This is a genomic window from Actinoplanes regularis (assembly GCF_900188005.1).
Classification (GTDB): Bacteria; Actinomycetota; Actinomycetes; order Mycobacteriales; family Micromonosporaceae; genus Actinoplanes; species Actinoplanes regularis.
Genome location: NZ_FZNR01000001.1, coordinates 1,137,302 through 1,149,143 on the forward strand (window position 1 = coordinate 1,137,302; position 11,842 = coordinate 1,149,143).

The 11,842-nt window shown below is 69.7% G+C and carries 11 protein-coding genes and 1 pseudogene; 4 read left to right on the plus strand and 8 right to left on the minus strand.

Annotated elements, in window-relative coordinates:
- Window positions 1–10: 10 nt before the first annotated feature.
- The 5 genes from CHC09_RS04980 to CHC09_RS04995 form a co-directional block, all read right to left on the minus strand.
- Window positions 11–865, minus strand: a complete 855-nt coding sequence (locus CHC09_RS04980) for a PHP domain-containing protein (protein WP_089291868.1) — start codon at window positions 863–865, stop codon at window positions 11–13.
- Window positions 862–1,677 carry a PH domain-containing protein gene (locus CHC09_RS04985; protein ID WP_089291698.1) on the minus strand — a complete coding sequence of 272 codons (816 nt, stop codon included), beginning with the start codon at window positions 1,675–1,677 and terminating at the stop codon, window positions 862–864. Before CHC09_RS04985 ends, CHC09_RS04980 begins: the two co-directional genes overlap by 4 nt.
- Before the next feature lie 9 nt (window positions 1,678–1,686).
- A complete protein-coding gene (locus CHC09_RS46115) occupies window positions 1,687–1,845 on the minus strand; it encodes a hypothetical protein (protein WP_014447648.1) in 159 nt (52 codons plus the stop codon).
- 138 nt (window positions 1,846–1,983) lie between these two features.
- A complete protein-coding gene (locus tag CHC09_RS04990) occupies window positions 1,984–2,658 on the minus strand; it encodes a DUF6758 family protein (RefSeq protein ID WP_307833914.1) in 675 nt (224 codons plus the stop codon).
- Between the two features lie 61 nt (window positions 2,659–2,719).
- Window positions 2,720–3,352, minus strand: a complete 633-nt coding sequence (locus CHC09_RS04995) for a TrmH family RNA methyltransferase (RefSeq protein WP_089291700.1) — start codon at window positions 3,350–3,352, stop codon at window positions 2,720–2,722.
- Between the two features lie 488 nt (window positions 3,353–3,840).
- Between CHC09_RS04995 and trxA the strand changes: the two are divergent.
- The 3 genes and pseudogenes from trxA to CHC09_RS05010 all read left to right on the plus strand — a co-directional run.
- A pseudogene (gene trxA / locus CHC09_RS05000) lies at window positions 3,841–4,194 on the plus strand (thioredoxin); the annotation flags it as partial.
- A gap of 231 nt (window positions 4,195–4,425) precedes the next feature.
- Window positions 4,426–6,351, plus strand: coding sequence for an intein-containing Rv2578c family radical SAM protein (locus tag CHC09_RS05005; RefSeq protein ID WP_089291702.1), 1,926 nt, complete (start codon window positions 4,426–4,428; stop codon window positions 6,349–6,351).
- Window positions 6,352–6,760: 409 nt separating this feature from the next.
- Complete coding sequence (locus tag CHC09_RS05010) at window positions 6,761–7,168, plus strand: CoA-binding protein (protein ID WP_089291703.1); 408 nt, start codon at window positions 6,761–6,763, stop codon at window positions 7,166–7,168.
- Between the two features lie 641 nt (window positions 7,169–7,809).
- On the opposite strand, the gene CHC09_RS05015 is transcribed toward CHC09_RS05010, so the two are convergent.
- From CHC09_RS05015 to CHC09_RS05025, 3 genes are all read right to left on the minus strand, one after another.
- Window positions 7,810–8,745 carry an SDR family NAD(P)-dependent oxidoreductase gene (locus tag CHC09_RS05015; protein WP_089291704.1) on the minus strand — a complete coding sequence of 312 codons (936 nt, stop codon included), beginning with the start codon at window positions 8,743–8,745 and terminating at the stop codon, window positions 7,810–7,812.
- Between the two features lie 134 nt (window positions 8,746–8,879).
- Window positions 8,880–9,518 carry a hypothetical protein gene (locus CHC09_RS05020; RefSeq protein ID WP_089291705.1) on the minus strand — a complete coding sequence of 213 codons (639 nt, stop codon included), beginning with the start codon at window positions 9,516–9,518 and terminating at the stop codon, window positions 8,880–8,882.
- Window positions 9,519–10,049: 531 nt separating this feature from the next.
- Window positions 10,050–11,000, minus strand: a complete 951-nt coding sequence (locus CHC09_RS05025; RefSeq protein ID WP_089291706.1) for a DMT family transporter — start codon at window positions 10,998–11,000, stop codon at window positions 10,050–10,052.
- Window positions 11,001–11,133: 133 nt separating this feature from the next.
- Between CHC09_RS05025 and CHC09_RS05030 the strand changes: the two genes are divergently transcribed.
- Entirely contained in the window at window positions 11,134–11,832 is a 699-nt protein-coding gene (locus tag CHC09_RS05030) for an HAD family hydrolase (protein ID WP_089291707.1), read from the plus strand.
- The last annotated feature ends 10 nt before the right edge of the window (window positions 11,833–11,842 follow it).

Here is an 11,842-nt window from a genome sequence, read left to right on the forward strand (position 1 = left end):
GCGGTGATCGTCACCCGAGGATGGGGACTCCGGTGGCGGCTGCGGCGATCTTGTCGTACACCTCGGGGGCGGTTTGGAAGGCGCCCAGGCGCACCGTCTTGTGCGTACCGTGGAAATCGGACGATCCGGTGACCACCAACCCGAGCCGGCCCGCCAGCTCCCGGATCTCCGCCCGCTCCGCGGGCGAATGATCCTCGTGGTCGGCCTCCAGTCCGAACAGACCGGCCTCGGCCAGTTCGGCGATCAGCTCGTCGGGGACCACCCGGCCCCGCTTGGTCGCCCGGGGATGGGCGAAGACCACCACCCCGCCGGCCGCCCGGACCGCCGCGACCGCGTCGAAGACATCAAGATCCGATTTGGGTACGAAGTACCGCGTGCCCAGCCACGTCGACGCGAACGCCTCGTTGGTGCTGTCGACCAGCCCCGCCCGGATCAGCGCCTGCGCGATGTGCGGCCGCCCGACCGACCCACCGGCCGCGTATCCGTGCACCTCGTCCCAGGTGATCGGCACCCCGTCGGCCCGTAACCGGTCCACGATCTTCTCGGCCCGCTGTTCACGGTCGACGCGCAACTCGAGCATCGCCGCGGCCAGCGCCGGCTCCGTCGGATCGAACAGGTACGCCAAGAGGTGCAGCGAGATCGCCGGCTGGACCCCGTGCCAGCGGCAGGAGAGCTCGGCCCCGCGGACCAGCCGCATCCCGGCCGGGCGGGCGGCAGCCGCCTCGGCCCAGCCGCCCGTGGTGTCGTGATCGGTTATCGCCATCACGTCCAGCCCGGCCGCCGACCCGGCCCGGACCAGCTCGGCCGGGGTCAGCGTGCCGTCGCTGGCGGTGGAGTGACAGTGCAGATCGATCCGGAGGCTCAGGCGTCGTCTCCTTCGTCTTCCTTGCCCAGCCGGGCCTCGACCGCCTGCGGCTCGTACATCTCCTCGACCACCCGGAGGTACAGCTCGTTCGGGTTGGGCAGGTGCTTGACCTCGCGCAACGCCTGGTCTTGACCGGCCGACTCCAGCACGAACGTGCCGTAGCTGAGCATCCGGCCGAGGGCGGACTGTTCGTATTTCATGTCGGTGACCCGCACCAGGGGCATCATCGCCACCTTGCGTGTCACGATGCCGTTGACCACCATCACCCGCTTGTTGGTGAGGATGAAGCGGTCGAAGTACCAGTCGAAGACCTGCCAGGCGACCCAGCTGATCACACCGAGCCAGACCAGCACGGCGACGGTGACCATGCCGTCGATGTGCTGCCGGGTCAGGAAGCCGGCCAGATAGCCCAGGAGGAGCGTGGCGCCGGCGCCGATGCTGAGCGGCAGGGACAGGTGGATCCAGTGCCGCTTCCACTCACCGCGGTAACGCTCGGTGGGGAACAGATAGCGGGCGACCAATGTGGTCGGTTCATCCTCCAGGGGGAGGAACCGCCGCGGCCCGCCGCCACGGTCGAGCCCTTCCAACTCCTCCTCGGTGAAGACCGGGGCCTGGTACTGGTCGGGCTCGTCGTACTCGTCGGCGCGCCGCGCGCGATCCGTGAACCGATCGTCATCCGGATAGGTCTCGGCGTGCGTCCGGCCGGGATCAGTGTCCTCGAACGCGGGGTCCCGATACCTGAAGGCCTCATCGTCGTCCGGAGAGCGCTGGGCGCCCTCGCCTCGCGGGTCGCGCGGCTCACCAGGATCCATATACGGATGTTACGCGACGAGGTCGGTGAAGAAGGTGCCGAAGCCTCGTGCGATGTCCGCGATGGTGCCTCCGAGTGACTCGAAGACGGCGGCCGCCGATCTCGGGTTGAAGGCGATAAAGAAGATCAAGAATGCAATACCAAGCCAGGTGAGGACCTTCTTGATCATGACGGGCCTTCTCCTCTGGTGCGGGTGACAATCAGCCGCCGCGGCAGTACTGACGGTATCAGCTTCGTCGCTTCGTGTGAACAAAGCGCCCGGAAAGCCGATTGCCGTCGGCGCAGGTCACCCCCTCAGGGGAGGAGGTCACGCGCCACCGTGCAGGTACGGCGAGGGCGCTCCGAACACCAGCTCGGGCGGCACTCCCTCGGAGAGGTCGTGCAGGACGACATGCTCCGCGAGGAGATAACCCGCGCTTGCGGGCCACGCTACCGCATAGAGCCAGATTCCTTTGGCCTCACTCACGTACGCGCTTCGATCTTCCGGCGACTTGACACACCAAAGTGGAGTAAGGTGTCCGCCCACTTTGATCTTCGCGTGCGGCCCTGAGCTCACGCCGTGACCCGCCAGCGTTCCGGAGAGCAGGTAACCGGGGTCGATTCCCGGGATGCCGGCGAAGCGGGTACCCAGGCCGACGCCCGGCTGCTCGGCGATGAAGACGAGATCGGCCGGCCCGCCACCGAGCGGCTCCGGGCCGCTGCAGGCGAGAGCGGTGGCACGCACTCCGGATCGATCGTCACCGGCCCAGCCGACCCCGGTGACCGTCCAGCCGGAGGGCAACGGCCAGGGCCCCCAGAGCGGCATCCGGTCGGCGGAAGACTCCGACTCCCGCAGCACGGCCCCGACGATCTCGGCGTTGATGTGCTCGGCGACATGGAACGGCGGCACATCGCCACAGTTGTCGCAGCGCCAGTTGCTGTGCATCAGGTCCGGCTTCCGAACCTGCGCAGCACACCTGGGGCAACTCACTGTGACACCCACACTCCATACCGTGCGGGTCAGGGAAGCCGCCGTCAAGCGAATCGGCAGAACACTTCAAACGTCAGGCGGGCGGCGGGCCGGCGTGCGCGCGAATCCAGGCATGCATCGCGATTCCGCTCGCAACACCCGCGTTGATCGACCGGGTCGAGCCGTACTGAGCGATCGAGAACAACTGTGAGCAGGCGCTCCGCGCCGCGTCGGAGAGGCCCGGCCCCTCCTGCCCGAAGAGCAGCACGCAGCGCCGGGGCAGCGTGACGGTCTCCATCGGCTGGGAGCCGGGCAGGTTGTCGATGCCGATCACCGGGATCTCCGCACCGGCCGCCCAGGCCACGAACTCCTCGATGCTCGGGTGGTGCCGGACGTGCTGGTAACGATCGGTGACCATGGCGCCTCGCCGGTTCCACTTCCGCAGACCGACGATGTGCACCTCGGCGGCGAGGAACGCGTTGGCGTTGCGGACGACCGTGCCGATGTTCAGATCGTGCTGCCAGTTCTCGATCGCGACATGGAACTCGTGGCGGCGAGTATCGAGGTCGGCGATCACCGCCTCGCGACTCCAGTACCGGTAGCGGTCCACCACGTTGCGCCGGTCGCCGTGCGCCAGCAGCTCAGGGTCGTAGTGCTCGCCGGCGGGCCGGTCACCCGTCCAGGGGCCCACGCCGACCTCGGTGGATTGGTCCTCGCCGACGGTCATGGGGCGTTAGGCTACTCATCCGGCTCGCGGGAGATTCCGCGGCGGGTCCGGCCGTGAAATCGGCCGGCGCATTTTTTGATGAAGACGCAATGAGCGGCGGGGCCCTCCCCGGCACCCGCCGCCCACGCTCTGTTGGGAACAGAGTCTGCCTCACCGTCCGTATCCATGTGAAGGACTTTCAGGTGTGATGCAGCTCACTTTTAGGTTTATTTACAGTTACTTTTGTCCCATGGTCGCGTTCCCATAGGCAACACACAGCCTGGGCAAATAACCCAGATGGCCTGATCATGAACAGATTCCCCGCAGGGGCAATGTCAGCAACCTGACATCACTCGCCTACTATCAGTTACGATAGTAACTCCAAGGTCGCCGAACCGTCTCCAGACAAAGGTGCCGTGGGACACGTGTCACAACGCCCGTAACGGGAATGGTGAACAGGTGCCAGGAGTTTCATCCGACGAAAGCGATTCCCGCAGACGGAGGCATCAATGGCGACGGTTACGCTGACCACAGCGAACTTCGACGAGGTCACCGGCAAGGACGGCATCGTCCTGGTCGACTTCTGGGCCAGCTGGTGCGGGCCCTGCATGCGCTTCGCGCCGACCTACGAGCGCTCCTCGGAGAAGCACCCGGAGATCACCTTCGGCAAGGTGGACACGGAGGCCGAGCAGGAGCTGGCCGCCAAGTTCGACATCCGGTCCATCCCGACCATCATGGCTGTGCGCGACGGCATCGTGGTCTTCGCGCAGCCCGGCGCGCTTCCCGAGTCGGCGCTGGAGAGCCTGATCGAGAAGGTCGAGCAGCTCGACATGAACGAGGTGCGCGATCAGGTCGCGGCGCACAAGAAGGCTCAGGAGCCGGCGACCCCCGAGAAGGCCCCGGAGCCCGAAGCGCGCAGCGCCGGGGAACCAGCCCACGCCACCAGCGGCGCGACAAGCTGACCAGCTGAAACTCAAGGCCCGCGGACCGGTCACGGTCCGCGGGCCTTTTGCTTTCCGCGACGGTACGCCGAACGTGTCCACAGTCTCCCGAAGCGGTGGACACGGCCTCGTACGTGTGTTCGAATAGCCGCCATGCGATGGTCCCATCTGTCGGCGGGCGCCGACGACGGCTCGCTCCCGGACAGGGCAGCGTCGGCGGCTCCACCCCTGCCGCTGGCGCTGCCCGGTGCGACCGTCCGCACCTTCGACACCCCCGGCTTCGCCGGCATGACGTTCTACGAGATCCGCGCCAAGTCGCTGATCAATCGGGTGCCCGGCGCCTCCCGCGTGCCGTTCGAGTGGACCGTGAACCCGTACCGTGGCTGCTCCCACGCGTGTACGTACTGCCTCTCCGGCGACACCCCCATCCTGCTCGCCGACGGGTCGGCCCGCCGGCTCGCCGAGCTCCGGCCGGGCGATTCGGTGATGGGCACGATGGGCGCCGGCCCGCACCGGCGTTACGTGCCGACCACCGTGCTCGACCACTGGGCCACGAGCAAGCCCGCGTTCCGGGTCACCCTCGCCGACGGCACCCGCCTGGTCTCCAGCGGCGACCACCGGTTCCTCACCGACCGCGGTTGGCGGTATGTCAGCCCCGCGGAGCCGCACCACCCGGCCCTCGCGATCGGCGACCTGATGTTCGGGGTGGGTCACCTCGCCGAGCCGCCCAAGGAGTCCCCCGACTACCAGGCCGGTTTCCTCTGCGGCCTGGTCCGCGGCGACGCGGCCGGCCGGGTCGCCCGCGAGGGCGACGCCTGGATCCGTGCCGACGGCTACCTCGACGACGTCTCCCTCCCCGACGCGCTGCGCTGGCCCGAGCTGCCCTCCGGCGAGTGGTACCGCGGATTCCTCGCCGGCGCGTTCGGCGCGGCCGGCCGGGCCGAGCGGCTCGCCATCGTCTTCCGGAGCACCGACCGCGTCTACCTGCGCTGGATCACCGAGGCCCTCACCCACCTCGGCCTGACCAGCCGCACCCCGGTGCCCTGCCACGCCGATCGTCCGGGCCGGGTGGAGACCGGCCGGGACCTCTGGTCCGCACTGCGCTTCCGGCACCTCACCGGCGCGCTCAACGCCCCGCTGGACGCGTCCGGCGTCGGGGTCCGAGCCGACCGCCGGCTCGCCGTGACCGACATCGAGGATCTCGGCCTCACCCTGCCGCTCTTCGACATCTCCACCGGCACCGGCGACTTCATCGCCGACGGCGTGGTCAGCCACAACTGCTTCGCCCGCGGCACCCACAAGTACCTCGACCTCGACCCCGGTCACGACTTCGACAGCCGCATCGTGGTCAAGGTGAACGCCGGTGAGCTGATCCGCCGCGAGCTCGCCGACTCCCGCTGGTCCGGCGCCCCGATCGCGATGGGTACCAACGTCGACGTCTACCAGCGGGCCGAAGGCCGCTACCAGCTGATGCCGGAGATCCTGGCCGCGCTCCGCGACCACGCCAACCCGTTCTCCATCCTGACCAAGGGCACGCTGATCCTGCGTGACCTGGAGCTGCTCCGCCAGGCCGCCGAGGTGACCCGGGTCAGCCTGGCCTTCTCGGTCGGCTTCATCGACGAGCGGGTCTGGCGCTCCGCCGAGCCCGGCACTCCCAGCCCCCGGCGCCGCCTCGACGCGCTCCGCCGCCTGACCGACGCCGGCTTCCCGGTCGGCGTCCTGCTGGCCCCGATCCTCCCCGGCCTGACCGACACCGAGGAGTCCATCGATGAGACGGTCGCCGCCGTCGCCGCCGCCGGAGCCACCAGCGTCACCCCGATCCCGTTGCACCTGCGCCCCGGCGCCCGCGAGTGGTATGCGACCTGGCTCGCCCGTGAACACCCCACCCTCGTCCCACGCCACCGAGAGCTCTTCGCCCGTGGCGCCTATTCGCCCCGCGCCTACCAGGACGAAGTCTCCGCCCGCGTCCGCATGGCCGCTCGCCGCCACGGCCTGCACCGCCCCACCCCGGCCCAGTTCCGTGACCTTCCCGCTCCCGAGACGCCAGCCGCCCAAATTGATCAGCTCACCCTCCTGTGACGCACCACCCCGCAGATCCCGCATCGCCGCCGAGCGGAATCAGAGCGACCGAGTGGATTGGAGAGCAGCCGCTGAAGCGCCGCTCTGAGCGCTGGAGAAGCAGTCGCTGAAGCGCCGCTCGAGCATCGCTGATCCAGCCGTTGAAGTGCCGCTTGGGCATTGGCCGATGCAGCCGTTGAAGTGCCGCTGAGTGCCGGAGAAACAGTCGTTGAAATGTTGGAGGCGGTCGCTGAAATGCCGCTGAGCGTCGCGAAGCAGTCACTCAGCTGAGCATCGCGGGGCAGTCACTCGAGTGACGCCGAGCGGCGGAGAGGACCCCCGAGCCGCAGCTCACGCGGGTCCCAGGCGGTCCTGGCGGCGCATGATCGTGCCCGCAGCGACCTGGGCAAAGCGTGACTAGAGTCGAGGGATGCGCAGCGCTCAGCAGATCCTGGCCGAAGCGAACGTGATCGCGGTGGTCGGCGCTTCCCACAACACGGTCAAGGTGGCGCACACGGTGCCGTTGCAGATGCTGCGGCACGGGTGGCGGATCATCCCGGTCAACCCGTTCGCCGATGAGATCTTCGGGGTGAAGACCGTGCCGACCCTGGCCGACCTGAACGAGCGGGTCGATCTGGTGAACATCTTCCGCCCGGCACGGGACGCCGTCGAGGTGGTGCGCCAGGCCGTCGCGATCGGGGCGCCGGCGGTGTGGTTGCAGAGCGGCATCATCTCCGCGGAGGCCCGGCAGATCGCCGAGGCTGCCGGCATCGATTACGTCGAGGACCGCTGCCTCGCCGTCGAGCGCGCCCTCGGCAGCCTGACCAAACTCTCCTGAACAGCGCGCTCACTCGGGCCCATCTGGGTTCCACGATGGTGTCCGGGCTTTCGATACCACCAGCACCACCCGTCAGAACCAAGTTGGTCCCGGCATCGGTATCGAGGCCATTTTGACCACGATGAGCGCCAGCCCGAGGCCGGGCACCCGCCTCGCGACCCACGCCCGACCCGGTCCGGCAAAACCGGCTCCGCCTACCAAGGATCGGCAGCAACCAGCCCAGCTCACCGCCCACGCTGCGAGTAAGAGTGGCTCAGGCCAACGCTGCAGCCGGAGCGGCTCAACCTCCTCGTGCAAGCCGAAATGGCTCAAACCCATGCGGCGCACCGCGAGCCGGAGCAGCTCAATCCCAGGGGAGCAGCCCTGGCCTGCCGTGCGTCGGAGCGGACTCCAGCCCACACCGCGCAAACCCACACCGCGAGCCGAACCGACTCAGCCCCATACTCAGGCCGGCCACGAACCCGGAGCCACTCCGGCCCACACCGCGTTACACCCACACCGCAAGCCGAAGCAGCTCAGGCCGACCGCGAATCGGAGCGGACTCCGGCCCACACCGCGAGCCGAAACGACTCAGGCCGACCGCGAATCGGAGCGACTCCGGCCCACGCCGCGCTAAACCCCGCGCCGCGAGCCGGAGGGGGTCAGCGGAACTGGGCCTCCCGCACGCTGTTGCCACCATCGACGACCAGCATCTGACCGGTGATGTACGACGCCGCCGGCGAGCACAGGAACGCCACCGCCGCCGCGACCTCGTCCGGCGTTCCCGGGCGGCCGATCGGCGTGCCCAGGCCCTGCTTGATCTCCGTCACCGTGGATGCCGCCGTGTAGATCGTTCCGGGCGCTACGCAGTTCACGTTGACCCCGTCCGCTACCAGCTCCATCGCCAGGGCCCGGGTCAAACCCACCACCCCGGCCTTGGCCGCCGCGTACGCCGCCTCGGTCGGCAGGGCGTTGACCGGCCCCGCCGTCGCGGCCAGGTTCACGATCCGGCCCCAGCCGCGCTCCGACATGCCGCCGATGAACGCCCGGCTGCACAGGAACGCGGTGCTCAGGTTCCGGTCGATCTCCGCTTTCCACTCGTCCAGGGAGAGCTGGGCGACCGGCCGGAGCACCTCGGGGCTGGCCCGGCTCGCCAGGCCGGCGTTGTTGACCAGCACCTCCACGTCGCCGAGCTGGTCGGCGATGGCGTCGGCGAGCGCGCCCACCTCGGACTCGTCGGTCAGGTCGGCGACGAAGCCGGTGATCCCCAGCTCGGAGGCGCGCTCGTGGATGCGCCGGGTGGTGGAGACGATCGCCACCCGGGCGCCCAGGTCACGCAGCCGGCGGGCGGTCGCATACCCGATCCCGTCGGGGCTGCCGGCGCCGGTGACCAGTGCGACCTTTCCGTCCAAGCGCAGTGTCACCGCGGCCTCCGCGCTCGCCTCCTCGAACTCCGCCTCCACGACCTCGGGCGTGATCTCGACCGGGCGGTCCGGGTCGCTGCCGGGCACGCCGGACCGGGGCGGCCGGCCGTCGGCCGGTCGGGTGGCGTCACGCCGCGAAGGGGTACCGCCGGTGGAACGGGCGTCGAAGACCATGCGGCGATCCTGCCTGCTCCCGGAAGCCGGAGCAAACATCCGCGGGTCCGTGGCGCACCCGGTGCCACCGTCCCGTAGAAGGCCCGACCTGCGAGCCGACCCTCCCGAGGACGATTTTCCGACACGCCGGGAATTCAGTCGTCGTGTCGAGGCGGAACCGCCCGGGCCAGCGGCGTGACCGGACCCTGCTCGACGAAGATCAGCGGCGCGCCGGTGCCGTAGTGGGCCGGCATCTCGCTGCGGGCCCGCTCGACGTCCTCCGTGCCGATCTCCACTCCCGCCCCGTCGTGACGACTACCGACGGTGACGATCCGCACGCCCTGGGCCGTCCAGAACGCCAGATCGGCGACGACCCGGTCGTGCCAGGTGTCGAGTTCCGCGACGGCGTGCGCGGCGTCCCGTACCACGACGCAATTGTTCTCCGCGGTGTGCCGGATGAAGTCGTCGAACTCGGCGGAACCCGCCGGCACCCGGTAGACGATCGCGCGGACCCGCGGCTGATCCACCTCGATCCCGGCGAAACTCTCCGCGAAGCGCAGGCGGCCTGCCTGCTCGATGCGCTCCATCACGGCGGCGAGCGGCGCGGGGGTGATCGGCATCCGGACGCCGCCACGCTCGACGTACTCCAGCGCGCGACTGAACTCGCACCCCGCGGTCCGCCAGCCGCCCACCACGCCCGCCGACTCGGGCTGGTCGGCGCTCTCGAACTCGCCGCAACCACTGATCATGAGCATCCCGGCGAGGAGCAGCCGGCCGAGCCGTACCCGATGCATCGCATCCCTCCTCATTACCGCGCCCGGCCGCCCCGCCGCCAGGCCGACCGGCCTCGGCCCCGGAACGCCGGAGGGTCCCGGTCAGCCCGCTGGTCCAACGACCTCCCCGACCTCACCGGTGACGGCCAGAAAGGAGCGAAAACCGACAAATCCGGCTACATACCTGACGGTCCAGCCTTCGCGCCCGTCGCGCGCCGTTTCCGCAAACCCAAACCCATCGGAGGTACGACCGATGGAGTCCCTCCTCCAGGCCTCGCGGCCCAAGCCCCGAACCCAACGGCAGGACTGGAGCACCCCAGAAGGTCGAGCAGCCGGGAGATCAGGCAGAAAGGGACTCCTGAGCCGGGCGGATACACGCGGGAAGGGGCTCCCCGGCCGCTGAGGCACCGCAGAAAGGCAAGCGGGAAACTCCTCGGTTCGTGAGGAACCCCGCAGAGGGGCCAAGTGGGAAGCGATTCCTCGGCCCGTTGAGGAACCCCGCGGAGGGCAAGCGGGAAGCGACTCATCGGCTCGCTGAGGAACTGCGGACGGTCAGGTGGGAAGAGACTCCTCGGCCGGGGCGGAAGTCGCGCGACGACGAGCCGAGCGGCCGGCACCGAGAATGACCACCGCCACCCCGGCCATCAGGAGACCCAGCCCCGGAAGCGCTCCGGTGCTCGGCACCTGACCCAGCCAGAGCCAGGCCAGCAGAGCCGCCCCGGGCACCTCGAGCAGGATCAGAACACTGACCGTGGTCGCCGAGGTGTGCTGCAGCGCGTAGTTGAACATCGAGTGCCCCAGCAGCTGAGCACCCACCACCAACGCCAGGATCGCGGCCCAGGTGCGGCTGTCGTAGCCGATCAGATCGATCCCGGCGACAGCGCAGACGACCAGCAGGATCAGGGCACAGACGCCGTAACAGATCCAGGTGTACGTCGTCGTGCTCAACGCCGTCCGGGCCCGCTCGCCCAGCGCCGTGTAGACCGCAGCGAAGATCGCACCGAGGACGGCCAGCACGTCGGCGAGGACAGCCTGACCGGAGACGCCGACGTCGGCACCGGTGGCCCAGGCGGCACCGGCCACCGCCAGGACGATGCCGATCCACCCCGGCACCGACGGACGCCGGCCCTGCCCGGCCGCGATCAGGCCCTGCCACACCGGCTGGGTGGCGACCAGCGCGGTCGAGGTGGCCACCGTGCCCAGCTTCACGCTCGGCATCCAGGTCGCGAAGTGCGCCGCCAGCGCCACGCCGGCGAGCACGCAGAACATCCCGGCCCGTCTCCGGGAACCTCGGATCGCGTCGCGCACCTCGTGACGGCGCGGGCCGAGCGCGACCGGGGTGAGCGCCACCGACGCCAGCCCGTTGCGCCAGAACGCGACCGCGAGCGCCGGCGCCGTCGCGAACGCGATCAGCGGCGCCGACGACGAGACCGCGAACACCGCCACAGCCAGCGCCAACACCGTCAGAGGGCTGATCGGTTGCCCTGATGAGCGCCTATTCATCACCGGCCGTCGCTTCTTGCGCAGGTGAGCAGGGTGTTTGCTCCTGTCGGTTGGCGGACAGTAACTGAGTCGCTACAGTCACCGACGGCCCCTCGGCCTTTTCCACCCTTCGATGCCCAGGAGAGCGATTTTCATGCCCGCATACCGTGCGGTGGTGTTCGACTTCTTCGGCACCTTGACCCGTTCGGTGCAGCGTGGTCCGCAGCACGCCGCCATCGCCCGCTCGCTCGGCGCCGATCCGGAAGCGGTGCGGGGCGTTCTGGACCGCACCTTCCGGGCCCGTGCCTGCGGCCGGTACGGATCCGCCGAAGCCACCCTGCGCTGGGTGATCGAGCAGGCCGGTGGCCTGCCCCGGCCGGGCGCCATCCAGGCGGCGATGCCGGCCCGGGTCGACGCGCTGCGCGCCGACACCCAGCTTCGGCCGGACGCGGTCAGCGCGCTCACCGCGATCCGTCGCCGGGGCCTGCGCACGGCGCTGATCAGCGACTGCACCCACGAACTACCCGCCTTCCTGCCCGGGCTGCCGGTGGCGCCGCTGCTGGACGCCCAGATCTTCTCGGTCGAGGTCGGCATCTGCAAGCCGGATCCCCGGATCTACCTGGCCGCCTGCACGGAGCTGGGCGTGACGCCGGACGAGTGCCTGTATGTCGGGGACGGCGGCAGTCACGAGCTGACCGGCGCCGCCGCGGTCGGCATGACCCCGGTCCGGCTGGCCGCCCGCGATCTCGCCCACCACCTGGTCTTCGACGCCGACACCAACTTCGCCGGCCGCACCGTGCGGTCCCTCACCGAGGTGGTCTCGCTGCTCGACCGGACCCCGGTGCTGGTCTGAGACGCGTGCG